Genomic DNA, 26,851 nt, shown 5'->3' with positions numbered 1-26,851 from the left:
GCCGGCGCCCTCCTTCGCGCCGAAACCGAGGATTGACAACAGATGAGCAAAGCCACCGCGGCGCTGGTGACGGGCGGGGCAAAACGGATCGGTAGCGCGATTGTCGAGGATCTCGCCGCCCACGGTTTTGCCGTCGCCATTCACTGCAACCGCTCGCGCGACGACGCGGATGCGCTTGCCCAGCGGATCAACCGCGCCGGCGGCCACGCCGCCGTGGTCGCCGCCGATCTGACCGATATGGCCGAGGTCGGCGACCTGGTCGGCCGCGCCGAAGCCGCGCTCGGGCCGATCTCGCTGCTGGTCAACAACGCTTCGCTGTTCGAGGACGATTCGGTTCTTGATTTCGACTGGCAGGGCTGGGACCGCCACTTCGCCATTCATGTGAAGACCCCGGCACTGTTGACGCAGAACTTTGCCCGGGCCCTGCCGGACGGGCAGGAGGGGCTGATCGTCAACATGATCGACCAGCGTGTCTGGCGGCCGACGCCGCGCTACTTCTCCTATGCGCTGTCGAAGTCCGCCTTGTGGACGGCAACCCAGATGATGGCGCAGGCGCTCGGCCCGCGCATCCGCGTCAACGCCATCGGTCCTGGCCCGACCTTGAAGAACGCGCACCAGGACGACAGTGACTTTGCCGCGCAACTCGCCGGTCTCATTTTGAAACGCGGCCCGCAATTGCCGGAATTCGGCGCCACAATCCGCTATCTCTGGGAAGCCCGCTCGGTTACCGGGCAGATGATCGCGCTTGATGGCGGCCAGCATCTTGCATGGCGCACACCTGATGTGACAGGCATGACGGAATGAGTCCCGCAGAGCAGAAACACAAGATGCGTGGCGGCGCCGACGATCTGCCACCCGAAATCGACCTCGAGGACGAGGCGGCGGAGGAGATCGTCGAACCGGCCGGCCCGGACGTCGCCTTCACCGCCATCGACTGGACGCCGCATGCCGGCGATGCCGACGGCATGGTCGGCGCCGAAGTGATCCAGACGCTGGTCAAGCGGCTGCCCAATGCGCCGGGCGTCTACCGCATGATGAATGCCAATGGCGACGTGCTCTATGTCGGCAAGGCCCGCAGCCTGAAGAAGCGCGTCACCAATTACGCGCAAGGCCGCTTCCACACCAACCGCATCGGCCGCATGGTGCGCGAGACCGCGACGATGGAGTTCGTCGTCACCCGCACCGAGATCGAGGCGCTGCTGTTGGAGGCCAACCTCATCAAGCGGCTGCGGCCACGTTTCAACGTGCTGATGCGCGACGACAAGTCGTTTCCCTACATTCTCTTGACGGGCGACCATGTCTCGCCCGGCATCTACAAGCATCGCGGCGCGCGTTCGCGCAAAGGTGATTATTTCGGCCCCTTCGCTTCCGCGGGCGCGGTCGGCCGCACCATCAATTCCTTGCAGCGCGCCTTCCTCCTGAGGAGTTGCACCAACTCCTTCTACGAGAACCGCACGCGGCCTTGCCTGCTCTATCAGATCAAGCGCTGCGCCGGTCCGTGCACCGGCGAGATTTCGCATAGCGACTATGCCGAGCTGGTTGCCGAGGCGAAGGATTTTCTTTCCGGCCGCAGCCAGAAGGTGAAGACCGAGATTTCGGCCGCCATGCAGCAGGCCTCGCAAGACCTCGATTTCGAGCGCGCCGCCATCTATCGAGACCGGCTGGCGGCACTCTCGCACGTGCAGAGCCACCAGGGCATCAATCCGCAGACCGTCGACGAGGCCGATGTCTTCGCAATCCATCAGGAGGGCGGCCAGGTCTGCATCCAGGTGTTCTTCTTCCGCACCGGCCAGAACTGGGGCAACCGCGCCTATTTCCCGAAGGCCGATCCGGCGCTGGAAGGGGCCGAGGTGCTGGGCTCGTTCCTGGCGCAGTTCTATGACGACAAGCCGACGCCGCGCGCCATTCTGCTGTCGCACGCCGTGGAGGACCAGGAACTGTTGGCCGAGGCGCTCTCGACCCGCGCCGGCCGCAAAGTATCGATCTCGGTGCCGCAGCGCGGCGAGAAGAAGGACCTGACCGACAACGCGTTGCAAAATGCCCGCGAGGCGCTCGGCCGTCGGCTGGCCGAAACCTCGACGCAGGCCAGGTTGCTCGCCGGCTTCGCCGAGACCTTCGGGCTCGAAAAGCCGCCGGTGCGCATCGAGGTCTACGACAATTCGCACATCATGGGCACCAACGCCGTCGGCGCCATGGTCGTCGCCGGGCCGGAAGGTTTTGTGAAGAACCAGTACCGGAAATTCAATATCCGCTCGACCGAGATCACGCCCGGCGACGATTTCGGCATGATGCGCGAAGTGATGGAGCGGCGCTTTTCACGATTGCTCAAGGAGCATGGCGATGTGACGCCCAACGATGCCGCGGCAGGCGAGGCGGACAGCGATGAGGGCGACATGTCGGGCGGCTTCCCTGCCTGGCCCGACGTCATCCTGATCGATGGCGGCCAGGGCCAGATGAGCGCCGTGCGCAAGATCCTCGCCGATCTCGGCATCGAGGACCGGGTCGTGGCCATCGGCATCGCCAAGGGCCAGGACCGCGACGCGGGCCGCGAGCGCTTCTTCGTCAAGGGCAGGGACTCGTTTTCGCTGCCGGTACGCGACCCGGTGCTCTATTTTGTCCAGCGCCTACGCGACGAGGTTCACCGTTTCGCCATCGGCTCGCACCGGGCCCGCCGCAAGAAGGAGATGGTCAAGAGCCCGCTCGACGAGATCGGCGGCATCGGCCCCAGCCGCAAGCGGGCGCTGCTGATGCATTTCGGCACCGCCAAGGCGGTCGGTCGCGCGGCAATCGAGGACCTGGTAAAGGTCGAAGGCATTTCCGAGCAGGTGGCCAGACTGGTTTACAACCATTTCCACGAGAACTGATGCATGTCGCCCGAAAGCGACCGTCGGCTCCCGGGCGAAGCAAGGAGCGGCGCGGCGTAGCCCGCGAGATGACAAGATTGGCCTATTTTTGCTGGCCAATCGATTTTGGCCTGTTGACCCCCTACATCAGCTTCTGATTTGAGTACGCAGGCAGAAAGAGTTCCCCCGGATATGGCTCAGCGCGCGTTCAACCTTCCGAACATCCTCACCTACGCCCGCATTATCGCGGTGCCGCTGGTGGTGCTGTGCTTTTTCCTCGAGGGACATCTGAAGTCGAGCGACTTCGCCCGCTGGTCGGCGCTGATCATTTTCCTGCTGGCGTCCATCACCGACTATTTCGATGGCTATTTCGCCCGCGCCTGGAAGCAGACCTCGAACATCGGCAAGATGCTCGACCCCATTGCCGACAAGCTGCTGGTCGCGACATGCCTGCTGCTGCTTGCCGCCGACACCGACCGCCATGCCGGCATTGCCGGCTGGTCTCTGTGGGCGGCGATCATCATCCTGTGCCGCGAAATCCTGGTTTCGGGCCTGCGCGAATATTTGGCCGCGCTCAAGGTCTCCGTGCCGGTGACGCAGCTTGCCAAATGGAAAACCACTATCCAGATGGTCGCCATCGCCTTCCTGCTCGCCGGGCCGGCCGGCGACAAGATTTTTCCGCTCACCACACAGACCGGCCTGGTGCTGTTGTGGATCGCTGCCCTGGTCACGCTTTACACCGGCTATGACTACTTCCGCGCCGGCCTCAAGCACATCATGGACGAATAGGATGACGAAGCTCATCTACTTCGCCTGGGTGCGGGAGCGAATCGGCAAGCCGGACGAAGACGTGGACTTGCCGCATGGCGTCGAGACGGTCGCGGACCTCTTGCGCTGGCTGAAGTCGCGCGGCGAGGAATACGACCATGCGCTGCAATATCCCGACGTGATCCGCGTCGCTATCAACCAGGAACATGTCGAGCACGGCGAAAAGATATCTGGCGCGCGCGAGATCGCGCTGTTTCCGCCGATGACCGGGGGCTGAGATGGCCGGCGCGGTCGTACCTGTCGTGCGCGTTCAGCGCCGAGATTTTGACGTCGCCGCCGAAATCGCCAGACTGACGCAAGGCCGCGCCGACATCGGCGCTGTGGTCACCTTCTCGGGCCTGTGCCGTGACGAGCAGGGGACGCTCTCGGCCCTTGAACTCGAGCATTATCCGGGCATGGCAGAGGCCGAAATCGCCCGCATCACGGCCGAAGCGGTTCAGCGCTGGCCGCTGCAGGGCATCACCGCCATCCACCGTCATGGCAAGATCCGGCCAGGCGAGAACATCGTGCTGGTGGTGGCGGCCTCCGTGCATCGGCAAGCCGCGTTCGAGGCGGCGAATTTCCTCATGGATTATCTGAAGTCGCAGGCTCCCTTCTGGAAAAAGGAGCATCATGCCGACGGCTCCGAGGGCGGCTGGGTCGAGGCCAAGGAGAAAGACGAGCAGGCGGCAGGGCGCTGGAAAAGGCCACCGTCCGAATAATTTTGCATCAGCCACGCATTGACCGCAATCCTTTGGCCAATTCGTTGTTGGTCAGCCTGGGCTGTGGCCAGCCCGGGGAAGGGAGATGGTCGTGCTGGACAGGATAGCGGAGTTCTTCGTCTTCGGTTTCGTGCCTCTGGTCGTCGGTATACTGGCCGTGCCGGAACTCTCCGTGACCGCCGAAAAAGCCCTGAAGGGCGAGGTGACCTACCGCGAGCGCATCGCCTTGCCGCCCAATGCCGTGCTCTCGGTCCAGCTTGCCGATGTCTCGTTGGCCGACGCGCCCGCCAAAATCGTCGGCGAACAGAAGCTGACGCCGGCAGGCCAGGTGCCGATCAGCTTTGCGGTCAAATTCGATCCGTCCCGGATCCAGCGGCGGATGACCTATGCGTTGCAGGCCCGCATCACCGTCGGCGACAGGCTCCTGTTCATCTCGGATGAGCGCCATCAAGTCGATCCGCTGACCGATGCGCCGCAAACCATCATGCTCAAGATGGTGACGCCAAGCCCCGAGCCCACTGCTTCCGTTCTCGATCAGCTTTGGCTTCTCGATTATGTCGACGGCGTAGCCATCGCCGCGCCGCAAGCGACATTCCGAGTGAGTGAAGCAGGCAAGGCCGGCGGCAACGGTCCCTGCAACAGCTATTTTGCCACCGCCAACCTCGATGGCCTGAAGATCGCGATCAGCGACATCGGCTCGACCTACAAGGCCTGCGCGCCCGAGGTGATGGCGGAGGAAAAGGCGCTGTTCGAGGCTCTGGCAAAGGCGGCTTCGTATAAAGTCGATGCCGGCAAGTTGACCATCGCCGACGGGAACGGCCGCGAGATCCTGCGTTTCAGCGCCGCGAGCTGATGCCATGAAACGGGTGTCGGCGGAGGTCAGCCGCTCATTTTTTCGAACACGGCGCCATAGTGGTAGGGCGGCACCTCGACCAGCTCGATGAATTTGAGGCCGGCCGCCTCGACGGCCGTGATGGTCTGTTCCGGCGATATCCTCAATTCGGTCTTCGGTCCGCGGGGCTCGCCGAGCACCGTGGTTTGTTCACGCGGCTGCTGATGCCAGTTGACGACAACAAAGCGTCCGGCAGGGACGAGCGCTTCGCTAACGGCTCGCGCCAGCCGTGGCCGGTCCGGCACGCCGTGGAAGGCGTTTGCCATGAAGATGAAATCGACGGGGCGGGATATCAGGCTCGCGAGTTCATAGGCATCGCCCGCTACGAGATCGAAATTCCTCGTGCCGTTTTCATTGAGCCGGCGACGGGTGACGTCGAGCAGGTCGGTATCGATATCGATGCCGACGACATGGCGGGCGACCCTGGCGATGGGCAACGTAAACCAGCCGTCGCCACAGCAGAGGTCGGCCACCTCCATGCCCGGCTTCAGTCCCGTTGACGAAAGCACGGCACCGGGGTCGGGCCACAGCACCTCCCACCAGCCGCTCGATGGCATCTCGGTGCCCTGGAAGAAGCCGGGAATGGTGCTGGTCATGCTTCGCCGGCTCCCTGTGCCTGACCGACTTTAGCGCGGGCAAGGGTTCAACGGCAGTGCCGGATCGATCCGTTTCAATGAAAAAGGCCGGCAATCCGCCGGCCTTTTTCGGTCACAATGCCAGGGTCGGCTCAGCCGACGATCTCGGTGTCGGAGAACCAGTACTTGATCTCCTGCGCAGCGGTTTCCGGCGCGTCCGAACCGTGCACCGAATTCTCGCCGATCGACAGCGCATGCACCTTACGGATGGTGCCTTCGGCGGCGTTGGCCGGGTTGGTGGCGCCCATCACCTCACGGTTCCTGGCAATGGCGTTCTCGCCTTCCAGCACCTGCACGATCGTCGGCGCCGACGACATGAATTCCACCAGCTCGCCGAAGAACGGACGATCCTTGTGGACGGCGTAAAAACCTTCCGCCTCGCGGCGGCTCATCCAAACGCGGCGCGAAGCGATGACGCGCAGACCGGCATCTTCCAGCATCTTGGTGATAGCGCCGGTGAGATTGCGCCGCGTTGCGTCCGGCTTGATCATGGAAAAGGTGCGTTCGAGCGCCATTGGGTCGTCCTTGTCTGGTTGGATTGGGAGTGGCGGGCTCTATACAAGCCGGCCGGCTCATTGCCAAGAGGAAGTCGACAGAGGTGTCGACAGGGGAAGTCGACGCCATGCGCGTTTGCGTGCCGGGCCGATATCGGCGATGCCGCCAGCCCGAGATCGGACGGCTGCAATATTAGGCTTTGCTTGCTATAGTCACATGTCGGCGCCGCGCTGAGGTCGGCCCGGATGGAGACCATGACCATGACAGACGATCGCCAGGAGCGCATTCGCAGCCGCGCACATCATATCTGGCAGGAAGAAGGGCAACCGGCCGGACAGCATGAGCGCCATTGGCAACAGGCGACGGCCGACATCGACCAGGAGGATGCAGGGTCATCCGCGGTGAAGAAGCCAGCAAGAAAGGCGGCCGTCGCCGGCAAGGCAAAAACCGCGCCCAAAGAGGCCAAGACCGCCGCCAAGCCCGGCAAGCCAAAAAAGGCGGCTAAATAAGACCTGGCCATAGCGGAGCCGATGGCTCGTCGCTGGCCCTGCCGCAAGGTCAGGCGCTAAGGTTTCACGCGGCCGCCGCAACCGTCCGACCCAGCCCGCCATGCAGGTCGAGGCAGCGGGCGAACCACTGCGCCACGACATCGTGGTCGTCGAGCAATGGGTAGGGCGAGGCGATGCGTGCCCATTGCAGCGCGCCGAACACGATATAGTCGGCAAACAGGGGCGAATCTCCGCCTATGAATGGCTGATAGGCGAGCATCGAGCGCAGCGGCTCCAGGGAAGCCCTGAAATTGCCAAGCCCGGCATCCCGCGCGGCCATCACCTCTTCCAGGCTCTTGCCCAGGCGCTGCTCCCGGCTCTGGCGGAAATAGGCGGCGTTCTCCGTATCCTGCATGGCATAAAGGTCCATGATCGCGGCGGTGGTCACATAGGGATGGATGGTCAGTTGCGACCAGCGCTCGATGAAGCGCGCCATGGCCTTGCCGCCTTCGCCGCCAAACAGCGACGGCCGGTCCGGATAGGTTTCGTCGAGATAAAGCGCGATGGCGAAGGAATCCGCGACGACCGTCTCGCCGTCGCGGATCACCGGCACGAGTTTCGATGCGCCGCCCTCGACGCGGGGCACTTCGAGAAAACGTGTCGGCACCGCGCTGATCTCCAGCCCCTTATGAGCCAGCGCCATCGTCGCCTTCCAGCAATGCGGGCTGAAGGGGCGGGTGGCGTCGCGTCCGACGAGATCATAAAGCAGAATGGTCATTGGCGGCGGCTTCCTTGCGGTTTAGGTATCCCGCAACGCCTCGACACAGGCCGGCGGGAGAAAAGATGAAACGGCACTTCATGATGTTTGCGGCCTATAATCAATGGGCCAATGGCCGCATCTACGATGCCGCCGCCGATCTCGACGAAGAGGAATTCAATCGCGACGTCGGCGCTTTCTTCGGCTCGATGAAGGGCACGCTCAACCACCTCCTGGCCGCCGATCGCATCTGGATGAAGCGCTTTACCGGCGAGGGCGATGCGCCGACGGCGCTGGACGCCATACTGTACCAGGCGTTGCCGGGCCTGCGCATGGCGCGCGAGGCGGAGGACCGGCGGATCGTCGACTGGGTTGGCGGTTTGAGCGACAAGGCGCTGTCGGGCCGCTTTATATACATGACGATATCGGACATGCGCACCGTCTCGCAACGGCTGGCTCCGGCGCTCGACCACGTCTTCAACCACCAGACCCACCACCGCGGCCAGGCCCATATGATCCTGACGGTTCTGGGCCGCCCTTCCGTGCAGCTCGATCTGGCGCATTTCCAGCGCACCGAGGAAGGGCGCGCATACGCCTGATTTCGGCCGCCGGCTGCGATAGAGCAGTTTTCACCGTTTCACGGAAACTGCGAACTGAATGCCGAAAGACGTTGGAGCGCGTTATGACCGGCGGCGCGTGTTTTAGAGATATTGGCCTTCAAACCGGGCCGCCTAAGTCTGCCGACCCGAAAAATTAGCTTTTCTAGTTTGCACGGGGCCGATTTCCCTAAAAAATATTTGACTGCAAGTCTTGATTCGTTTTGAGATTTGCTGGTCCGTCTGGGGGACGCGGTTAAATAAATGCATCGACGAAATTCTTCTCTGGGGTAGATGATTTTGTCGCAAATAGGGTGAAAGATTTGTCAAATATCGAGGATAAGACCGTTATCGAGCTGACCGCTGACATTGTCTCGGCCTATGTCGGCAACAACCCGCTGCCGGTTTCCGGCCTGCCTGACCTGATTGCCAGCGTCAGTGCCTCGGTGCGAAAGCTCGGAGGTGCCGTTGTCGCGGAAAGCCCAAGCCTGGTTCCTGCGGTGAACCCGAAGAAGTCGGTTTTTCCCGACTACATCGTCTGCCTGGAAGACGGCAAGAAGTTCAAGTCGCTCAAGCGGCACCTCAGGACGGACTATGGGCTGAGCCCGGATGAGTATCGCACCAAATGGGGCCTGCCGCCCGACTATCCGATGGTCGCTCCGAACTACTCAGCGACACGGTCAGCGCTGGCGAAGTCGACGGGACTTGGCCGCAAGCCGGCAGCGCCGGCCCCTGTGGCCAAGGCGACAAAGCGCGGCAAAGCCAGCGCCTGAGCGCGGCCGACCGCAGCCGGAAGCCTCTGAGCTGCGATGTTGACGGCGCCATTGCGCGCGCCGTTTTCATGCCTTGCGTGGCCAACCGGCCCGCAAGGTCTTGCGAAGCGCCGGTCTCCCGTGCAAAAGCGCGGCCATGCTTATCATCAACGACCTCTCGCTGCGCATGGCGGGGCGCTTGCTTCTCGACCATGCCTCGCTGACCTTGCCGGCCGGCACCAAGGCCGGACTTGTCGGCCGCAACGGTACCGGCAAGACCACGCTGTTCAAGGCCATAACAGGCGATTTCCCTTCCGAGACGGGCTCGATCAGCCTGCCGAAGAACACGCGGATCGGCCAGGTGGCGCAAGAAGCGCCCGGAACCGAGGAGCCGCTGATCGAGATCGTGCTCAAGGCCGACCTCGAGCGCACGGCGCTGCTCGAGGAGGAAAAGACGGCGACCGATCCGCACCGTATTGCCGACATCCATATGCGGCTGGCCGATATCGACGCGCATTCGGCCGAGTCGCGCGCCGCCACCATTCTCGCTGGTCTCGGCTTCGACGACGCCGCGCAGCGCCGTCCGGCCTCCTCATTTTCCGGCGGTTGGCGCATGCGCGTGGCGCTCGCTGCCGTGCTGTTTTCCGAACCCGATCTTCTGCTGCTCGACGAGCCCACCAACTATCTCGATCTCGAAGGCACGCTGTGGCTCGAGAACTATGTTTCCAAATATCCGCACACGGTGCTGCTAATCTCGCACGATCGCGACCTGCTTAACCGCGCCGTCAACTCGATCGTCCATCTCGACCAGAAGAAGCTGACCTTCTGGCGCGGCGGCTACGATCAGTTCGAACGCCAGTACACCGAGCAGAAAGAACAGCAGGAAAAGGGCCGCATTAAGCAGGAAGCCGCCCGCAGGCATATGGAATCCTTCGTCGAGCGTTTTCGCGCAAAGGCATCCAAGGCAAGACAGGCTCAGTCCCGCATCAAGGCGCTTGAAAAGATGAAGCCGATCACGGCCATCGTGAACGACACGGTGCGGCCATTCTCTTTCCCGGAGCCGGTGAAGACGGTGGCCTCGCCGATCGTCGCGCTGAACAATGTCAATGTCGGCTATACACCCGGTGAGCCGATTCTGAAGAAGATGACCTTGCGCATCGATGCCGACGACCGCATCGCGCTGCTGGGCGCGAATGGCAACGGTAAGTCGACCTTCGCCAAGCTTCTGTCCGGCCGCCTGAAGCAGGAGACCGGCACCATGACCGTGGCGCCCGGGCTGAAGGTGGCGATCTTCGCACAGCACCAGCTCGACGATCTCAGGCCTGAGGAAAACGCCTACGAGCATGTTCGCAGGCTGATGCCCGAAGCGCCGGAATCGAAAGTGCGCGGCCGTGTCGCCCAGTTTGGGCTCACCACCGAAAAGATGAACACGGCGGCGAAAGACCTGTCCGGCGGCGAGAAGGCGCGGCTGTTGATGGGTCTGTCGGCCTTCGAGGGGCCGAACCTGTTCATCCTTGACGAGCCGACCAATCATCTCGACATCGACAGCCGCGAATCCTTGATCCATGCGCTGAATGAGTTCCCCGGCGCCGTCATCCTGATCTCGCACGACCGCCATCTCCTGGAAGCGACGGCGGACCGGCTGTGGTTGGTCAAGGATGGCGCCGTCAACCCCTATGACGGCGACCTCGAAGACTACAAGACGCTGGTCACAGGCGTGTCCGGCGACCGGCGCGAGCGGCGCGAGGCGGAAAAAGCCTCGAAGGCCGACCGCCGCCGCGAGGCGGCCCAGCGCCGCGCCGCCTTTGAGCCGCTGGCCAAGGAAATTCGCGCCACCGAAGCGCTGATGGACCGCATCCGCAAGCGCATCGACGGCATCGAGGACGAACTGGCCAACCCAGCAATCTACGAAAAGGATCCCTCGACGGCGACAAGGCTGGCGAAGGAGCGATCGCAACTCGCCCAGACGCTTGCCGGCCACGAGGAAAAATGGCTGACCATGTCGGCCGAGTACGAGGAAGGCACGGCGGAGTAGGGAGAGCGCCGCTTCCTTCTCCCCTTGTGGGAGAAGGTGGCCTCGCGAAGCGAGGTCGGATTAGGGGTGTTCCAGGGAATGCCAACGCCTCATTCCGGCACGCACCCCTCAACCGTCTCGGCACTGCGCGCCGATCCACCTTCTCCCACAAGGGAGAAGGGAAGGCGCCATCTGGCCCTACACGCCTTGCCCGAAACCCGCTAAACAAACCCCATGAACCAGCACGCCAGCCTTCGCATCGGCCATTCGGCCTGTCCGCATGATTGCCCGTCGACCTGCGCGCTCGAGGTCGAGTTGCTTGACGGCAACCGCATCGGCCGCGTCCATGGTGCCAAGTCCAACAACTATACGGCCGGCGTCGTCTGCGCCAAGGTTGCTCGTTACGCCGACCGCGTCCACCATCCCGACCGCTTGCTGAAGCCGCTGGTGCGCAAAGGCGCCAAGGGCGAGGGCGCCTGGCAGGAAACAAGTTGGGAGGCGGCGCTGGACCTCGTCGCCGAAAAGTTCATCGCGGCCGAGGAAAAATACGGCTCGGAGACGGTCTGGCCTTATTTTTATGCCGGCACGATGGGGCTGGTGCAGCGCGACGGCATCGAGCGGCTGCGGCATGCGAAGAGATATTCGGGCTTCTTCGGCTCGATCTGCACCAACCTGGCCTGGACCGGCTGGATGATGGGGGCGGGCGCGCTGCGCGGTCCCGACCCGCGCGAAATGGCCAAGTCCGATTGCGTGGTGATCTGGGGCACCAATGCCGTGGTGACCCAGGTCAACGTCATGACCCACGCCATCAAGGCACGCAAGGAGCGCGGTGCCAGGATCGTGGTCATCGACGTCTATGAGAACGCCACGATGAAGCAGGCCGATATGGGCCTTGTCCTGAAGCCTGGCACCGATGGCGCGCTGGCTTGCGCGGTCATGCATGTGCTGTTCAGGGAAGGCTTGGCCGACCGCGCCTATCTCGAGAAATACACCGATGACCCGAAAGGTCTGGAAGCGCATCTGCGCACGCGCTCACCCGAATGGGCGGCCGCGATCACTGGACTGACTGTGGCCGAGATCGAGAACTTTGCCCGTCTCGTCGGCATGACCAGGAAAACCTATTTCCGCCTCGGCTACGGCTTTGCCCGCCAGCGCAACGGCGCGGTCAACATGCATGCCGCCTCCTGCATCGCCGCCGTCACCGGCGCCTGGCAATATGAGGGTGGCGGCGCCTTCCACTCCAATTCCGGCATCTTCAAGCTCAACCAAGAGGTGCTGGAGGGCACGCGCATGCGCAATCCCTCGATCCGCTATCTCGATCATTCGCGCATCGGCCCGGTGCTGACGGGAGCGCCGGATGCGCTCTATGGCGGGCCGCCGGTGACGGCGCTGCTCATCCAGAACACCAACCCGGCCAATGTCGCGCCCGAGCAGCGACTGGTGAAGCAGGGTTTCTTGCGTGAGGATCTGTTCACCTGCGTGCACGAGCAGTTCATGACCGACACGGCCAAGCTCGCCGACGTCGTGCTGCCGGCAACGATGTTCGTCGAGCATGACGACATCTACAAGGGCGGCGGAAACCAGCACATCACGCTCGGCCCGAAGCTGATCGAGCCGCCGGAAGGGCCGCGCACCAACCATTTCGTCATCGAGCAATTGGCTGAGCGCCTCGGAGTCGCCGACAGGCCGGGCTTCGGCCTCACCGAACAGCAGCATATCGATATCATTCTGGGCAAGCGCGGGCTGGGCAGCTTTGCCAGCCTGAAGGAGCAGAAATGGGTCGACTTGCAGCCGGATTTCGAAACCGCGCATTTCACCAAGGGCTTCGGCCATGCGGACGGCAAATTCCGCTTCCGCGCCGATTGGACCGGACAAGCCGCCCCCAACCGGCCGCCGAAAAGCATGGGCCTGTTCGGCCCGGTGGAGCAGTTGCCGCAATTTCCCGATCATGTCGACCTGATCGAGGTTGCCGACGAGGCGCATCCGTTCCGGCTGGCTACGTCGCCGGCGCGCAACTTCCTCAACTCGACCTTTTCCGAAACGCCGGTGTCGAAGGCCAAGGAGGGCCGGCCGGAATTGCTCTTGCATCCCGACGATGCCGCCGCACACGGTTTGGCAGAGGGCGATCGTGTCGAACTCGGCAATGCGCGCGGCGAGGTGGTGCTGCATGCGAGGCTGTTCGACGGCATCAAGCGCGGCGTGGTGATCGCCGAAGGCATCTGGCCGAACAGCGCGCATGAGCGCGGCGAGGGCATCAACGTGCTGACTGGCGCCGATGCGCCCGCACCCTATGGCGGCGCGGCATTCCACGACAACAAGGTGTGGCTGCGCAAGGCAAGCTGAGCGGCCTCAGCTCATACCGGCAGGGTTTCGGCCGTCCTTTTTCTGTTCTGCCGGAGACGAATGTCGTCGGCGATCGCCTGGGCTTCGATTCCGATTTCGCGCAGCAGGCCGGTGACCGAATTGTGGAAGCCGACGAGATAAAGACCGAGTTCCGAAGCGCGCGCATTGACGCCGCTGGCGCCAGGCTCGACGCCGGGCTGGAGGAATTTGGCATAGGCTGGGCGGTAGCCGGTGGCGAAGATGATCGCGTCGAAGTCGCTGTGCCGACCATCGACGAAACGGGCGCCGCCTTCTGATATCTCGGCAATGTCGGGCGCGACCTTGATCGCGCCTTCGCGGATCTTGCCGATGGTGCCGACATCGATCACCGGGATGCGCGACGCCAGGGATATCTGCTCCAGCAATCCCTGCTTGGGCCGTTTGAGCCCATATTTCTCCAGCCTGCCCAACACCAGATCGAGGATGATAGGGAAGACGGCGTCATTGACGCGTCGCGGCCCCAGGCGCGTCGCCATGCTGACGACCTGGATGGGCACCCCGAGCAGTTCGCGCGGCACGATATGGACGCCGCCGCGCACGGAGATCGTCGGATGCGCGCCGCCTTCCGCCAGGTCGAGCGCGATCTCGGCGCCGGTGTTGCCCATGCCGATGACCAGCACCGACTGGCCGGCAAACGGCGTGCTGTTGCGGTAATCCGCGCTGTGCAGACTTTTGCCCTTGAAACTGCCGGCGCCGGCGAATGCCGGCATCAGCGGCTCGGCATTGTATCCCGAGGCAATCACCACATGGGAAGCGCGCACGGTGCCTGATGTCGCTTCGACGCCCCAGCTTCTGCCCTGCCGGCGGATCGCACGCACCGCTTCTCCAAAGCGGGGCCGCAGATCGAAGCGTTGCGCATAGGTATCGAGGTATTTGACGAACAGATCACGTGGCACATAGCGCGGATAATGCCTGGGGAAGGGCACGAAGGGCAGGGATGAATAGCGCTTGGTCGTGTGCAGGTGGACGCGCTCGTAGTGGCGCCGCCAGGCGGGAGCGGGCTGCTGCTCTTTTTCAAGCAAGATGAAGTCGACCCCGGCCTGCCGCAGGCACGCGGCAACGGCCAGGCCCGCCGGCCCGGCACCGATAATCGCAACCGGGGTGGTGTCGTGCAAGCGCGCCTCCCGCCGCTAATTCGCGATGCGGAGAATGGCGAAAGCATGCCAGACATGCAACCTGATCGCTCATCCCGGCAGCGGCACCGTCAGGCCGACCTTGACGCGGTCCATGGCCACGAAGGTGCGGAATTTGCGGACATTGTTGCTGTTGAAGAACAGGCGCCGCGTCAGCGCCTCATAGGCGCTCATGTCGGCCACCGTGATGGCCAGGATGAAGTCGGCCTCGCCTGTCACATAGTAGCACTGCTGGACTTCCGGCGCCGCCAGGAATTGCCGCTTGGCCGCGTCGATCAGTTCGGTGCGTTCGCTTTCGAGTTCGACCTCGACGAAGATGGTGATGGGCTGGCCGACCGCCGCCGGTTCGATGACCGCGACATTGGCCGCGATGACGCCGGTCTGTTGCATGCGCTTGATACGGCGCTGCACCGCCGGCGCCGACAGGTTCACGGCCTCGCCGATCAGTCGTTGCGGCGTCGTGTTGTCCTTCTGCAGCACGGCGAGAATGGCGAGGTCGAAACTGTCGAGCGAGGCTGGCAACGCGGGCAATGGCATGTCCTGAGGAAACAAACTTGCATTTCGGGGCCTTGAATACAGCGCTTTTTGCGCCTGCCTTGCAATATAGTCTCGTTGTCAGCCAAGGAGGTCTTGATGTTCCTGCTCAACCGCAATGCCTTGCACGGCAGCCCACTCGATCCGGTCGACGCCGAAACGCTTGGGGTTGCGGGGGCCCACGCGGCCGAGCGTTTCCTGTCCCATCGCGCCAATCATCAGGAGACGCCGCTGCATGCGCTGCCGGCGCTGGCCTCCGAACTGGGCATTGGCGCCATCCACCTCAAGGATGAGGGTTTTCGCCTCGGCCTCGGTAGCTTCAAGGCGCTTGGGGGCGCTTATGCCGTCGTTCATCTGGTGCTGGAGGAAGCCGGCCGCCGGCTTGGCAGGCCGCTCGGCATCGCCGATCTCGATCAGCCCGATGTCAGGGCGGTCGCCGCCACCATGACGATGGCTTGCGCGACCGACGGCAATCACGGCCGCTCGGTGGCACAGGGCGCGCGGCTTGTCGGGGCCAGGGCGACGATCTTCGTCCATGCCGGCGTCAGCGACGAGCGCATCACGGCTATCGCCCGCTACGGCGCCGAGATGATCCGCGTCGACGGCAACTACGATGATTCGGTCAGGCAAGCCGCACGCGTCGCGGCGGACAAGGGCTGGACCGTCGTGTCCGATACGTCGTGGCCGGGCTATGAGCGCATTCCAGGCCTCGTCATGCAAGGCTACACCGCGATCATGCGCGAGGCGCTGCGCCAGCTCGGCGAACCGCCCACCCACGTCTTCGTCCAGGCCGGGGTCGGCGGCATTGCCGCTGCCCTGGCTGGCCATCTCGCCATCGTGCTCGGTGATGCCAGGCCGGTCTTCACCGTGGTCGAGCCCGCACGTGCCGCTTGTATCTTGGGCGCCGCCAGGGCTGGCCATCCTGTCAAGATCGCGCATGGCGAAGCGACTGTCATGGCGATGCTCGAATGCTACGAGGCGTCGCCTGTCGCCTGGCGCGTGCTGGCGCGTGCCGCCGATGCCTTCATGACCGTCGACGAGGAGGATGCGGTCGCTGTGATGCGGAGGCTTGCGCGGCCGGCCGGCGGCGATCCGGCCATCGTTGCCGGCGAAAGCGGCGGGGTCGGCCTGGCCGGACTGATCCGGGCGCTGGCCGACAACAAGGCCGAACTCGGCCTCGACCGGCTCTCGCGGGTGCTGGTCGTCAACACCGAAGGCGCAACCGATCCCAGGCGTTATGCCGAACTCGTCGGCGTGGCCGCCGCGGACGTGCTTGCGGGCAAGGTACTTTCTGGAGCAACGCCATGATCTCGGTCGACGCGCGGCGGCTGCTTGGCCGTATTCGGGACCTCGGCGCCATCGGCCGCGACGGCGAGGGCCGGCTGGTGCGGCTTGCCGCCTCGGACGCCGACCGGCAGGGCCGCGACCGCTTCGTCGGCTGGTTGCGCGAGGCGGGGCTCGAAGTCGCCATCGACCGCATGGGCAATATCTTCGGCATCTGGCGGACGCCTGGGAATGCCGGGCAGGCGCCGATCCTGATAGGCTCGCATATCGATACGGTCATAGATGCCGGCATTTATGACGGCTGCTACGGCGTGCTGGCCGGGCTGGAGGCAATCGAGACACTGAAGGCGTCAGGCTTTGTCCTGTCGCGCCCGTTGGCCGTCGCCGCCTTCACCAATGAGGAAGGCGTGCGCTATTCCCCCGACATGATGGGCTCGCTGGTTCATGCCGGCGGTGTTGCGATCGACGAGGCGCTGGCGGCCGTGGGGACGGACGGCAGCGTGCTCGGGCAGGAACTGGCGCGCATCGGCTATGCCGGCGACGAGCAGCCGGGCTTCCTCAAGCCGCATACCTATCTCGAACTGCATATCGAGCAGGGCCCGGTGCTGGAGCGCGAAGGCGTGCCGATCGGCGCGGTGGAAAACCTGCAAGGCATCTCCTGGCAGCGCATCACCATCGACGGGGTCGCCAACCATGCCGGCACCACGCCGATGTCGATGCGCAGCGACGCCGGCCATGCGGCCGCCCGTGTCGTCGCCTTCCTGCACGATCGTGCCAAGGCTTCGAACACGCCGACCGTCGCCACCGTCGGCACGATGCGTTTCGAGCCCAACGCCATCAACGTCATTCCCTCGCGAGCGGTCTTCACCATCGACCTGCGCGATCCTTTCGAGCACCGGTTGCAGGCGGAGGAAGCAGCACTCGCCGCTCACCTCGAAGAACTCGCCGCCGCCGAAGGCGTGACGATCTCGGTCGAGCGGCTGGCGCGCTTCGAGCCGGTGATCTTCGACAGCCGCATCGTGGAGCTGATCGAGGCCGCTGCCATCAGTCGCGGGCTGGTTTCGAAGCGCATGACGTCCGGCGCCGGCCATGATGCGCAGATGATGGCGCGTATCGCACCTGCCGCGATGATCTTCGTGCCGAGCGCCGGCGGCATCAGCCATAATCCGCGCGAATACACCGAGGATACCGAGCTCGTCGCCGGCGCCAACATTCTGCTCGATGTCGTCACCCGACTTGCAACCTAGTTTGAGAGGGGCGGAGAAATGGCCAAAATCGATCTCGATGCCTTGAAGCAGGAGATGACCGGCTGGCGGCGCGATCTGCATGCCCATCCGGAATTCGGGTTCGAGGAAAAGCGCACCGCGGCCTTCGTCGCTGCCAAACTGCGCGAATTCGGCCTCGACGATGTGACCGAGGGCGTCGGCGGCACCGGCGTCGTCGGCACGCTGAAGCGCGGCAGCGGCAACAGGGCGATCGCGCTCAGGGCCGATATGGATGCCCTGCGCATCACCGAGCAATCGGCTGTGGCCTATGGCTCGCAAAATCCCGGAATCATGCACGCCTGCGGCCATGACGGCCACACCACCATGCTGCTCGGCGCGGCGAAGCTGCTGGCCGGGGAGGGCGGGTTCAACGGCACGGTGCGCTTCATCTTTCAGCCGGCCGAGGAGTGGGGCAGGGGCGCGCTGGCCATGCTCGACGATGGGTTGATGCGCCGCTTTCCCTTCGATGAGATTTTCGGCCTGCACAATCTGCCCGGATTGCCGATTGGCCATTTCGAAACCCGCCCCGGCCCGATGATGTCGGCCGAGGATATCTTCGAGATCGTTCTGAGAGGCCTCGGCGGCCACGCTGCCGGGCCGCAGGACGGCCGGGAGACACTGGTCGCCGCTTGCGCGCTGGTCACCAATCTGCAAACCATCGTCTCGCGCCGGCTGAGCCCGGCCGACATATCGGTGGTCTCGGTAACCGAGCTGATCACCGACGGCACCCGCAACGCGCTGCCCGGCCTTGCCCGTATCCTGGAGACGCCCGCAGCTTTCGCCCCGAGGTCAGCGCCGAGATCGAGAAGCAGATGCGCACCATCGCCGCCGGCACCGCCGCCGCCTACAACGTCACCGCCGAGGTCGCCTACAGCAGGGAATTCGTGCCGCTGCACAACGACGCCGAATTGGTCGACGAGGCCTTTGCAGCCGCCGGAAATGTGTTCGCGCCCGAAGGCGTCGCCGTCGCCCGCGAGCCGATGACCGGCTCTGAGGATTTTGCCCGTTTCCTCGCTCACGTGCCCGGTTGCTTCGTCTTCCTCGGCAATGGCGACACGGCGCCGCTGCACAATCCGAGCTACGACTTCAACGATGACGGCCTGCTGTTCGGCACGAATTTCCATGCCGCGGTCGTCAGACGGCGATTGGGAGCATGAACGGCGCGGTCGTTCCGGAATTTGGCGGGAAGCCAAAGGGGTGGAATCTCCATGACGCTACGGCAAGACTCAGCTAACATCCACATTGCGGCGGACCTGATATCCGCCTGGCCGGCGCTATCAGGCACCTCCCAAGCGGCGCCGGCCGTCCTTTCCAGGCTGTGCTTTGTGCTGTCCCGCCGTGGTCCGCGGCGTTGCTGCACGCATGTCAACTCATTTGCCGGTCTTATCGGCTACAGGATTGCCGTCGGCGTGCGGGTTTTCCGCTGCCGGAGCCTTAGTTGGCGGGACGTTGTTGTCGCAGGCCGACACGGCCAGAACGATCAGCAGAAGGCCTAGGGAGAGCTTCTTCATCGCTACCTCCTCTCGTCTGACAACGAGACGACTTCCGTTTGGTTGCGACGATCAAGCCGAGGAACAAAAGCTCATGTCTCCGGTTGGATCAGGCAAAGGAGGACTGCTGGATGATCCGTCTGCTCTTGGCCTGCACCATCGCCTTCGTCACTTACCGCCTCGCGCGCAAGCTGATCGAGGACGTACCCGACACCGTCGATCCCCTGTTGCTGCCAGTCCCGAAGAATGATCGGGAGGCATTGCGCAGGCAGTCTGCGGCCATGGGTGTCGATCCGGAACGCTGACCTGTCGACCCTGAGCTCGCCGCGCTGCTTCCTTGTTGCGAACAAAGCGGAAACGATGCTTGATGGGCGATGAACCTTGCCGCTCATGATTCGACATTTCGGGAACCGACCGACCAGCCCGCTTACCTCGCAAGGCTGAATGATGCCCAGCGCCAGGCCGTCGAGCATGGCGACGGCAGGATCGCCGGACCGCTGCTGGTCATTGCCGGCGCCGGCTCGGGCAAGACCAACACGCTGGCGCATCGCGTCGCCCATCTCATCGTCAAGGGGGCTGATCCGCGCCGCATCCTGCTGATGACGTTTTCACGTCGCGCCGCCTCCGAAATGGCCAGGCGCGTCGAGCGCATCGCCGGCGAGGTGCTCGGCCGTGACGCCTCGATCGTCACTGACGCGCTGACCTGGGCCGGCACCTTCCATGGCATCGGTGCACGGCTGCTGCGCGATTACGCGCAGGAGATCGGCCTCGATCCGGCTTTCACCATCCACGATCGCGAGGATTCGGCCGACCTGATGAACCTGGTGCGCCACGAGCTCGGCTTCTCGAAGACGGAAGCGCGCTTTCCCACCAAGGGCACCTGCCTTGCCATTTATTCGCGCGCCGTCAACGCGCAGGCGCCGCTCGGCGAGGTGCTGGGCTCCGCCTTTCCGTGGTGCGCCGGCTGGGCTGAACAGCTGAAGCAGCTGTTCGCCGGCTATGTCGAGGCCAAGCAGGCGCAGAACGTGCTCGATTACGATGACCTGCTGCTCTACTGGGCGCAGATGACGGCCGAACCGGAGATAGCGATGCATCTGGGCGGGCGCTTCGACCATGTGCTGGTCGACGAATACCAGGATACCAACCGGCTGCAGGCCTCGATCCTCATGGCGCTCAAACCCGATGGCGCCGGGCTGACGGTGGTCGGCGACGATGCGCAATCGATCTATTCGTTCCGCGCCGCCGAGGTGCGCAACATCCTGGACTTTCCCAAGCAGTTCGCGCAGGCCGCCGATGTGGTGATGCTGGAGCGCAACTACCGCTCGACCGAAACCATTTTGGCCGCCGCCAATGCGGTGATCGGCGAGGCCTCGGAACGCTTCACCAAAAACCTGTGGTCGGAACGCAAATCCGCCGCCAAGCCGAGGCTGGTGACTGTACGCGACGAGGTCGAACAGGCCAATTTCGTCTGCGAGGCCATCCTGGCCGAGCGCGAGGCCGGCACGGCACTGAAATCGCAGGCGGTGCTGTTTCGCGCCTCGCACCACAGCGGGCCTCTGGAAATCGAGCTGACGCGGCGCAACATTCCCTTCGTCAAGTTCGGTGGGCTGAAATTCCTCGATGCCGCTCACGTCAAGGATGTGCTGGCGGTGCTGCGCTTTGCCGAAAACCCGCGCGACCGCGTCGCCGGATTTCGCGTGCTGCAGCTTTTGCCGGGCATCGGCCCCTCGGCCGCGGCGCAGGTCGTGGAGACAATGACATCGGCGCTGGACGAGGCGATGGGCCTTGCCGGCTGGCGGCCGCCCCAACGCGCGGCGGATGACTGGCCGGGTTTCGTCTCGCTTTACTCCGGCCTGCGTGCCGGCGCCAAATGGCCGGCCGATCTCGAACAGGTCAGGCTCTGGTACGAGCCGCATCTCGAGCGCATTCACGAGGACGCAACCACGCGCAGGGCCGACCTTTTGCAGCTCGAGCAGATCGGCCAGAACTATGCTTCACGCGAGCGCTTCCTCACCGAACTGACGCTCGATCCGCCCGATGCAACCAGCGACCAGGCCGGGCCGCCGCATCGCGACGAGGATTATTTGATCCTGTCGACCATCCACTCGGCCAAGGGCCAGGAGTGGAAGAACGTGTTTGTGCTCAACACTGTCGATGGCTGCATTCCGGCCGATCTCGGCGTCGGCACCAGGGAAGATATCGAAGAGGAGCGCCGGCTGCTTTACGTGGCGATGACAAGGGCCAAGGACAGCCTCAACCTGATCATGCCGCAGCGCTTCTTTCCGCATGGCCAGGCGGCGCGCGGCGACCGCCATGTCTATGCCTCGCGCACGCGCTTCATCCCGGCTTCCCTCCTTGCGGCATTCGAACAGACGGCGTGGCCGGCAGCGCAAGCGGCACAGGGCAGGGCGCCCCGGCCCGAGATACGCGTCGACATCGGCGCGCGCATGCGCGGCATGTGGAAATAGTCGCGGCGATGGCGCCAGTCAGGATCGCAATTGCCGGTGCGCTCGGCCGCATGGGGCGCCAGATGGCGGACGCCGTGCAGGCCGACTCGCGGCTGGCGCTTACTGCCCGCTTTCATCGACCGGGCGTCGTCGGCGATGGCCTGGTCAGTCGCGACGAGGCGCTCGGCCTGGCCGATGTGGTCGTCGATTTCACCACGCCGGCGGCATCGGCCGATCTGGCGAGAGCCTGCGCCGGCCGTCGCGGGCCTGCCATGGTCATTGGCTCGACCGGTTTCGATGACGCTGAATTGGCAGCCATCGCCGATGCCGCGAAAACCGTTGTCATCGTACGCTCCGGGAGCTTTTCGCTTGGGCTCAACATGCTGGTCGGATTGGTCGAGCAGGCGGCGAGAGCGCTCGGTCCCGCGGACTGGGATGCAGAGATTTTAGAGGCGCATCACCGCAACAAGATCGACGCGCCATCTGGCACCGCCCTGATGCTCGGCCAAGCCATTGCCGACGGACGCGGCGTCGAGCTTGATGCGATGGCGAGGCGTGTTCGCGACGGTGTCACCGGTGCGCGGCCTGCCGGCGAGATCGGCTTCGCGGTGCTGCGCGGCGGCAGCATCGTCGGCGAGCACAGCGTCAGCTTCTGCACCGGGGGCGAGATCGTCACCCTGTCGCATGCGGCCGAGGACCGCGTCATGTTCGCCCGTGGCGCCATCGCCGCAGCCCTCTGGGTGACCGGGCGACCGCCCGGTCAATACGATATGCGCGACGTCCTTGGCTTTGGCGCTTCCTGACGGGCCAGAACCCGCCGCTTTCCATTTCTCCAGTCGCCAAAATGATTGAAAGCTTGCGCCAGCCGCGACCGGAGGCGAAGCCTCCGCGTGGAGAATGCGGCGCGCCTCTTGGCGCGTCCTTCAGCCCGTTTGCAAGCGACAATGTCGACCCAGCCGCAAAGCAAACGCCCGGATGCGGCCACTTGCGCGGGCCTTACGTAGATAAGACCGAACCGTTCGGTTCGATTTATGTTGACGGACCGTACATCAAACGGTGAACGTACGCTCTGCGCAAACGGGTGGGCTCAATGGAGTTTTCTCAATAAACCGTTGGTTCAACAAGATAAAATTGTGGCAGCCAGCGATGTCGTTTCAATTTCAAGGGCCGTCCCACAGCTTTTTTGGCACATTTTCGTGACTGGAAACGACAACACCGCAGACCCATCTCGGGGTGGTCCGAGCGACGCGAAATCCTCCCAAGGGCACGCCACTAGACGGACAGAACAAACATACTGGAGTAACCAAAATGACCAAGATCGCTCTTACCGCCGCCGCCATCCTCGTTGCCACGGGCACCGCTTTCGCCGGCAGCGACAATTATGGTTCGGCCAACGCCAATCAGCCCGCCGCCGCTGTCGACCATTCCGTCACCGCTTCGATCTCGAAGACGAATGGAACCGTCCAGGCCCCGGCTTCGCAGGGCGCAGACCGCAACCTTTTCGGCCGTTGATCGCGACTGCCGACATCAACCAACTTGAACTCAGGAGTAAAGAAATGACCAAGATCGCTCTTACCGCCGCCGCCATTCTCATTGCCACGGGCAGCGCCTTTGCCGGCAGCGACAATTATGGTTCCAACAATGTCAACCAGCCGGTTGCCAACCAGTCGACCTCCAACATCGACACCACGCATACCGGCTCGATCACCAAGTCCATAAAGGCGCAGGGCGACGCGAATGCCAACGTGCCGGCTCAGTCTGGCCAGGGCATCTGGGGCCGTTGATTCTGTAAGTCTTCGACCACAAAGAGCGGTGGGCCCGGCCCGCCGCTCTTGTTTTTTGCGCATGACCAATCCTCCAAGCTCGGCAGAAAACAATCCGAGCCCAGGAATAAAACAGGAGTGCCTGGGGTCTTGTCCTTAGCGGAACCGTCCTCCCAAGACGCCGCCTAACGGATGAATCCAGGAGATTGAAATGAACAAGATCGCCCTCGCCACCGCCGCCATCCTCGTTGCGACCGGCAGCGCCTTTGCCGGCAGCGACCATTATGGCTCCGACAATGCCAACCAGCCCGTCGCCCCGATGGCGGGCGTGGACCACCTTGTCACCGGCGCGCTCAAGGATACGGGCATGGCCGGCCACGAGACAGGCGATGCCAAGACGAAGCCCACTACCGACTGGCCCGAACCCGGCCAAGGCATCTGGGGCAATTAACGTCCCGGACACGCAGCGGCCTTGGCTGCCAGCTTAACCCCGGATTTCTAGCGCAGATCCTTCGGACGCAGGCAATGCGTCAGCCGCGCGGACGACAGGTTGGACCAGTCGCCCTGGAAAACGAGGCGCGCAAAGGCTGCCGTTGGAAATTTTCCTTCGAGCCTCCTGCGCGCCTTGGCCTCTGACCCTGGCCCGGCAAGCTGTTTCGCCAGATATTGCAGACCGGGATTGTGGCCGACCACCAGCAAGCTGTCGTTCGACGGATCGGCTTGACGAATCTGGCTCAGAATATCCGTCGCTGAGGCTTCATAAAGCGCCTCGGAGAACGCGACTCGTGGATGCGCTGGCAACTCCGCGTCCACCAGCCGCCAGGTCTCGCGGGTGCGCAGCGCCGGCGATACCAGCGCCTGGTCCGGCAGCCACCCGCGCGCCGCGAGTTCGCGCCCTATCAATTGGGCCGCCTTCAATCCGCGTTCGGCGAGCGGCCGGTCGAAATCGGGGAGGTTGGGATCGTCCCAACTCGACTTGGCGTGGCGCAGCACAAACAACTGTTTCACGATACTCCCGGTCGAATGGCGGATGCAGATGGAGGCATGACAGCTGCTGGTTCAGGCAATTTGCTTTTCGGCCGCCTCGCGCAAGACTTCTTCTCCCCACTGGTTCAGGCTCTTGCCTGCGACTTCCGCTGCCATTGCGACTTTTGAATGAACCGAGGGGTCAACGCGCAACATGAGATTGCCGGAATAAGGTCTTTGCGGCGACTTACCGATTTTCGCGCAAGTTTCGACATAGTCGTCCACGGCTTCATGGAAGGCGGCTTTTAGCCCCGCGACAGTTTCTGAATGGAAGGATACGCCGTCTCGAATACCGGCAATACGGCCGAAGAAAATCTCGTCATCGTCATCATAATCAACACGGGCCGAATAGCCCTTGTAGGTCATCGCATTCATGGCTTCACTCCGATCCTCAACAAGAATTGGCGAGCATCCCGTACTTGATATCGCTTTGCTTCCTTTGAAGGGTGCGGCCGGTGGAACGTCTCGACTTCGCTCTTAAAGACAAAACGCACGCGTGAGCCGCTTCCTTCGATCACCTGGCAACCAACGGCGACCAGCAAGGTTTCGACGGCAATCCATTCGATACTGCCCGAAACTGGATCGGTGAATATCGCCTTGAGCACGCGCCTATGCTTGCTGTTCATGCAAGCATCAGATAGGCGAGTGCGCCAAAATTTGCAATCAAATTATGACTGCAAAAATGCCTACGGCGTGATCCGCGCCAATTGCTCGAAATCGATTTCCTCGCGCAGCGGGCTCGGTGCAATGATCATCGAGGTTGCATTGTCGGCATCGTCGGCGAAGCGGGCAAACACGGTGCGGCCCTTTTCCATCCGGGCCTTGCCCTCGGCGACCAGCCCCAGCGCCAGCGGATAGAGCTGGTGTTCCACCTTCAGCACTCGTGCGGCAAGTGTGTCGGCATTGTCGCCGACCATTACCGGCACCGCCGCCTGTGCGATGATCGGACCGTCATCCATCTCGGACGTGACGAAATGCACGGTGCAGCCATGGATGCGCATGCCCGCCGCCAGCGCGCGCGCATGCGTGTCGAGCCCCTTGAAGGCCGGCAACAGAGCGGGGTGGATGTTGATCATACGACCCTGCCATTTCTGGACGAGGCCGGTGGTCAAAATGCGCATGTAGCCGGCCAGTGCCACGATCTCGGCATTGAAGGCCGTGAGCGCCGCATCGATCGCGGCGTCGTGCGCCTGCTTGCTGGCATGGTCGGCCCGGGAAATCACCTGGGTGGCGATGCCGCGCGCCCTCGCCATGCCGAGCCCGGCGGCATCCGCCTTGTCGGAGATGACGCCGACGATTTCGGCCGGGAAAGCCGGGTCGCTGGCGGCGGCGATCAGCGCCGTCATGTTGGAACCGCGCCCCGAGATCAGAACGACAGTGCGTTTCTTCTGCGCACTCATAGACCGATCGAACCCCGATAGATGACGCCGGCGTCGCGGCGCGGCACGATCCGGCCGATCGGCGTCACCGTCTCGCCGGCTTCCTGCAAGACGGCAGCGACCTGCGCCGCCTGGCCGGACGCCACCGCCAGGATCATGCCGATGCCGCAGTTGAAGGTGCGCATCATCTCTTCGGGCGCCACACCGCCGGTTTTGGCCAGCCATGAGAACACAGGCGGCACGTCGATGGCGTCGAGATCGAGCTCGGCCGAGAACTCCTTCGGCAGAACGCGCGGAATGTTTTCGGGGAAGCCGCCGCCGGTGATATGGGCCAGCGCCTTGATGCCGTGCGTGTTGCGGATCGCCTTCAGGATCGATTTCACATAGATCCGGGTCGGCTCGAGCAGCGCCTCGGCCAATGTGGCCTCGTCATTGAAGGGAGCCGGATCGGTCCATGCCAGGCCGCTGGTCGCAACGATGCGGCGCACCAGCGAAAAGCCGTTCGAATGCAGGCCCGACGAACCCAGCCCCAGCAGCACGTCGCCCTCGACGATGTCGTCGGTGGGCAGAAGCTGGCCGCGCTCGGCCGCGCCCACGGCAAAACCGGCAAGGTCATAGTCCTTGCCGTGATACATGCCGGGCATTTCGGCCGTCTCGCCGCCGATCAGCGCGCAGCCGGCCTGCCGGCAGCCCGCGGCGATGCCGCCGACAATCGCCGCACCCTGGTCCGGATCGAGCTTGCCGGTGGCGAAATAGTCGAGGAAGAACAGCGGTTCGGCACCCTGCACGACGATGTCGTTGACGCACATGGCGACGAGGTCGATGCCGATCGTGTCGTGCTTGCCGGCGTCGATGGCGATCTTCAGCTTGGTGCCGACGCCGTCATTTGCGGCGACCAGCACCGGGTCGGTAAAGCCGGCGGCCTTGAGATCGAACAGGCCGCCGAAACCGCCGATCTCGCCATCGGCGCCCGGCCGGCGCGTCGCCTTGACCAGCGGTTTGATCTTCTCGACCATGAGATTGCCGGCATCGATGTCGACGCCAGCCTCGGCATAGGTGAGCCCGTTCTTACGCTTGACTGTATCGCGCTTCATATCTGGCTTGTCGCTGTTTCCTTTGCGGCTCTTCGCATGAACGGTTTCGGTCC

At 63.7% G+C, this 26,851-nt stretch carries 30 protein-coding genes and 1 pseudogene; 20 read left to right on the top strand and 11 right to left on the bottom strand.

All coding sequences use genetic code 11. The annotated features are described in order from the left end of the window. Window positions 1-42: 42 nt before the first annotated feature. From FJ972_RS21170 to FJ972_RS21145, 6 genes are all read left to right on the top strand, one after another. On the top strand, window positions 43-804 hold the full coding sequence (locus FJ972_RS21170; protein WP_140520633.1) for an SDR family oxidoreductase: 762 nt from the start codon (window positions 43-45) through the stop codon (window positions 802-804). After that, entirely contained in the window at window positions 801-2,864 is a 2,064-nt protein-coding gene (gene uvrC / locus FJ972_RS21165) for an excinuclease ABC subunit UvrC (protein ID WP_140520632.1), read from the top strand. Before FJ972_RS21170 ends, uvrC begins: the two co-directional genes overlap by 4 nt. Window positions 2,865-3,035: 171 nt before the next feature. Beyond that, the gene (pgsA, locus tag FJ972_RS21160; protein WP_140494400.1) at window positions 3,036-3,632 is read left to right on the top strand and encodes a CDP-diacylglycerol--glycerol-3-phosphate 3-phosphatidyltransferase; all 597 of its coding nucleotides are present in this window, start codon (window positions 3,036-3,038) and stop codon (window positions 3,630-3,632) included. A 1-nt stretch (window position 3,633) separates the two neighbouring features. Next, a complete protein-coding gene (gene moaD / locus FJ972_RS21155; RefSeq protein ID WP_140520631.1) occupies window positions 3,634-3,888 on the top strand; it encodes a molybdopterin converting factor subunit 1 in 255 nt (84 codons plus the stop codon). 1 nt (window position 3,889) lies between these two features. Continuing rightward, window positions 3,890-4,372 carry a molybdenum cofactor biosynthesis protein MoaE gene (locus FJ972_RS21150; protein ID WP_140520630.1) on the top strand — a complete coding sequence of 161 codons (483 nt, stop codon included), beginning with the start codon at window positions 3,890-3,892 and terminating at the stop codon, window positions 4,370-4,372. Between the two features lie 91 nt (window positions 4,373-4,463). Further along, entirely contained in the window at window positions 4,464-5,225 is a 762-nt protein-coding gene (locus FJ972_RS21145) for a YbaY family lipoprotein (protein WP_140520629.1), read from the top strand. A gap of 26 nt (window positions 5,226-5,251) precedes the next feature. Here FJ972_RS21145 and FJ972_RS21140 read toward each other — a convergent pair whose 3' ends face one another. Together FJ972_RS21140 and ndk are read right to left on the bottom strand one after the other, a co-directional pair. Next, window positions 5,252-5,860, bottom strand: a complete 609-nt coding sequence (locus tag FJ972_RS21140) for a class I SAM-dependent methyltransferase (RefSeq protein WP_140520628.1) — start codon at window positions 5,858-5,860, stop codon at window positions 5,252-5,254. 131 nt (window positions 5,861-5,991) lie between these two features. Then, complete coding sequence (gene ndk, locus FJ972_RS21135; protein ID WP_010915217.1) at window positions 5,992-6,414, bottom strand: nucleoside-diphosphate kinase; 423 nt, start codon at window positions 6,412-6,414, stop codon at window positions 5,992-5,994. A gap of 240 nt (window positions 6,415-6,654) precedes the next feature. Between ndk and FJ972_RS21130 the strand changes: the two genes are divergently transcribed. Then, a complete protein-coding gene (locus tag FJ972_RS21130; RefSeq protein WP_226880360.1) occupies window positions 6,655-6,903 on the top strand; it encodes a DUF2934 domain-containing protein in 249 nt (82 codons plus the stop codon). 64 nt (window positions 6,904-6,967) lie between these two features. Here FJ972_RS21130 and FJ972_RS21125 read toward each other — a convergent pair whose 3' ends face one another. Further along, window positions 6,968-7,660, bottom strand: a complete 693-nt coding sequence (locus tag FJ972_RS21125) for a glutathione S-transferase family protein (protein WP_140515470.1) — start codon at window positions 7,658-7,660, stop codon at window positions 6,968-6,970. Between the two features lie 65 nt (window positions 7,661-7,725). On the opposite strand from FJ972_RS21125, the gene FJ972_RS21120 reads away from it, so the two are divergent. The 4 genes from FJ972_RS21120 (at window position 7,726) to FJ972_RS21105 (ending at window position 13,344) form a co-directional block, all read left to right on the top strand. Then, the gene (locus FJ972_RS21120) at window positions 7,726-8,238 is read left to right on the top strand and encodes a DinB family protein (protein WP_140520627.1); all 513 of its coding nucleotides are present in this window, start codon (window positions 7,726-7,728) and stop codon (window positions 8,236-8,238) included. 320 nt (window positions 8,239-8,558) lie between these two features. Further along, a complete protein-coding gene (locus FJ972_RS21115) occupies window positions 8,559-9,008 on the top strand; it encodes a MucR family transcriptional regulator (RefSeq protein WP_140494381.1) in 450 nt (149 codons plus the stop codon). Window positions 9,009-9,144: 136 nt separating this feature from the next. Further along, window positions 9,145-11,022, top strand: coding sequence for an ABC-F family ATP-binding cassette domain-containing protein (locus FJ972_RS21110; RefSeq protein WP_140520626.1), 1,878 nt, complete (start codon window positions 9,145-9,147; stop codon window positions 11,020-11,022). Between the two features lie 213 nt (window positions 11,023-11,235). Then, on the top strand, window positions 11,236-13,344 hold the full coding sequence (locus FJ972_RS21105) for a molybdopterin-dependent oxidoreductase (RefSeq protein WP_140520625.1): 2,109 nt from the start codon (window positions 11,236-11,238) through the stop codon (window positions 13,342-13,344). Window positions 13,345-13,355: 11 nt separating this feature from the next. On the opposite strand, the gene FJ972_RS21100 is transcribed toward FJ972_RS21105, so the two are convergent. Next, the gene (locus FJ972_RS21100) at window positions 13,356-14,498 is read right to left on the bottom strand and encodes a flavin-containing monooxygenase (protein ID WP_140520624.1); all 1,143 of its coding nucleotides are present in this window, start codon (window positions 14,496-14,498) and stop codon (window positions 13,356-13,358) included. 69 nt (window positions 14,499-14,567) lie between these two features. Then, window positions 14,568-15,053 carry an Lrp/AsnC family transcriptional regulator gene (locus FJ972_RS21095; RefSeq protein ID WP_181165174.1) on the bottom strand — a complete coding sequence of 162 codons (486 nt, stop codon included), beginning with the start codon at window positions 15,051-15,053 and terminating at the stop codon, window positions 14,568-14,570. A 96-nt stretch (window positions 15,054-15,149) separates the two neighbouring features. Between FJ972_RS21095 and FJ972_RS21090 the strand changes: the two genes are divergently transcribed. The 3 genes and pseudogenes from FJ972_RS21090 (at window position 15,150) to FJ972_RS21080 (ending at window position 18,756) form a co-directional block, all read left to right on the top strand. Beyond that, window positions 15,150-16,358, top strand: a complete 1,209-nt coding sequence (locus FJ972_RS21090) for a diaminopropionate ammonia-lyase (RefSeq protein WP_140520623.1) — start codon at window positions 15,150-15,152, stop codon at window positions 16,356-16,358. After that, the gene (locus tag FJ972_RS21085) at window positions 16,355-17,581 is read left to right on the top strand and encodes a Zn-dependent hydrolase (protein ID WP_140515474.1); all 1,227 of its coding nucleotides are present in this window, start codon (window positions 16,355-16,357) and stop codon (window positions 17,579-17,581) included. The genes FJ972_RS21090 and FJ972_RS21085 overlap by 4 nt, the downstream gene beginning before the upstream one ends. Window positions 17,582-17,599: 18 nt before the next feature. Next, window positions 17,600-18,756: pseudogene (locus tag FJ972_RS21080) on the top strand (M20 aminoacylase family protein). A 213-nt stretch (window positions 18,757-18,969) separates the two neighbouring features. Here the strand turns inward: FJ972_RS21080 and FJ972_RS21075 are convergent. Beyond that, window positions 18,970-19,110: a hypothetical protein gene (locus FJ972_RS21075; protein ID WP_181165131.1), complete on the bottom strand. Its 141-nt coding sequence runs from the start codon at window positions 19,108-19,110 to the stop codon at window positions 18,970-18,972. 110 nt (window positions 19,111-19,220) lie between these two features. Between FJ972_RS21075 and FJ972_RS21070 the strand changes: the two genes are divergently transcribed. From FJ972_RS21070 to FJ972_RS21045, 6 genes are all read left to right on the top strand, one after another. Then, the gene (locus FJ972_RS21070) at window positions 19,221-19,394 is read left to right on the top strand and encodes a hypothetical protein (RefSeq protein WP_181169231.1); all 174 of its coding nucleotides are present in this window, start codon (window positions 19,221-19,223) and stop codon (window positions 19,392-19,394) included. A gap of 69 nt (window positions 19,395-19,463) precedes the next feature. Next, window positions 19,464-21,557, top strand: coding sequence for an ATP-dependent helicase (locus FJ972_RS21065; RefSeq protein ID WP_140520622.1), 2,094 nt, complete (start codon window positions 19,464-19,466; stop codon window positions 21,555-21,557). Between the two features lie 8 nt (window positions 21,558-21,565). Then, window positions 21,566-22,339, top strand: a complete 774-nt coding sequence (gene dapB / locus FJ972_RS21060; RefSeq protein WP_140520621.1) for a 4-hydroxy-tetrahydrodipicolinate reductase — start codon at window positions 21,566-21,568, stop codon at window positions 22,337-22,339. A 505-nt stretch (window positions 22,340-22,844) separates the two neighbouring features. Next, complete coding sequence (locus FJ972_RS21055) at window positions 22,845-23,048, top strand: DUF680 domain-containing protein (RefSeq protein ID WP_140494361.1); 204 nt, start codon at window positions 22,845-22,847, stop codon at window positions 23,046-23,048. 44 nt (window positions 23,049-23,092) lie between these two features. After that, window positions 23,093-23,320 (top strand): DUF680 domain-containing protein, encoded by a 228-nt coding sequence (locus FJ972_RS21050; protein ID WP_140494359.1) that lies wholly within the window; start codon window positions 23,093-23,095, stop codon window positions 23,318-23,320. A 190-nt stretch (window positions 23,321-23,510) separates the two neighbouring features. Further along, the gene (locus FJ972_RS21045; protein WP_140494357.1) at window positions 23,511-23,750 is read left to right on the top strand and encodes a DUF680 domain-containing protein; all 240 of its coding nucleotides are present in this window, start codon (window positions 23,511-23,513) and stop codon (window positions 23,748-23,750) included. 47 nt (window positions 23,751-23,797) lie between these two features. Here the strand turns inward: FJ972_RS21045 and FJ972_RS21040 are convergent, their stop codons facing one another. From FJ972_RS21040 to purM, 5 genes are read right to left on the bottom strand one after another with little or no spacing between them, the layout of a single operon-like run. Then, window positions 23,798-24,307: a SixA phosphatase family protein gene (locus FJ972_RS21040; protein WP_140520620.1), complete on the bottom strand. Its 510-nt coding sequence runs from the start codon at window positions 24,305-24,307 to the stop codon at window positions 23,798-23,800. A 51-nt stretch (window positions 24,308-24,358) separates the two neighbouring features. Beyond that, a complete protein-coding gene (locus FJ972_RS21035) occupies window positions 24,359-24,700 on the bottom strand; it encodes a type II toxin-antitoxin system HicB family antitoxin (RefSeq protein ID WP_140515479.1) in 342 nt (113 codons plus the stop codon). Further along, window positions 24,697-24,951 (bottom strand): type II toxin-antitoxin system HicA family toxin, encoded by a 255-nt coding sequence (locus FJ972_RS21030; protein ID WP_140515480.1) that lies wholly within the window; start codon window positions 24,949-24,951, stop codon window positions 24,697-24,699. Before FJ972_RS21030 ends, FJ972_RS21035 begins: the two co-directional genes overlap by 4 nt. Window positions 24,952-25,011: 60 nt before the next feature. After that, window positions 25,012-25,725 (bottom strand): phosphoribosylglycinamide formyltransferase, encoded by a 714-nt coding sequence (gene purN, locus FJ972_RS21025; protein WP_140520619.1) that lies wholly within the window; start codon window positions 25,723-25,725, stop codon window positions 25,012-25,014. After that, entirely contained in the window at window positions 25,722-26,798 is a 1,077-nt protein-coding gene (purM, locus tag FJ972_RS21020) for a phosphoribosylformylglycinamidine cyclo-ligase (RefSeq protein ID WP_140494348.1), read from the bottom strand. The genes purN and purM overlap by 4 nt, the downstream gene beginning before the upstream one ends. Window positions 26,799-26,851: the final 53 nt, after the last annotated feature.

Source organism: Mesorhizobium sp. B2-1-1 (assembly GCF_006442975.2).
Taxonomy (GTDB): Bacteria; Pseudomonadota; Alphaproteobacteria; order Rhizobiales; family Rhizobiaceae; genus Mesorhizobium.
The sequence above is the reverse complement of the archived record's forward strand: the minus strand, read 5'-3'. Positions and strand labels throughout refer to the sequence as shown.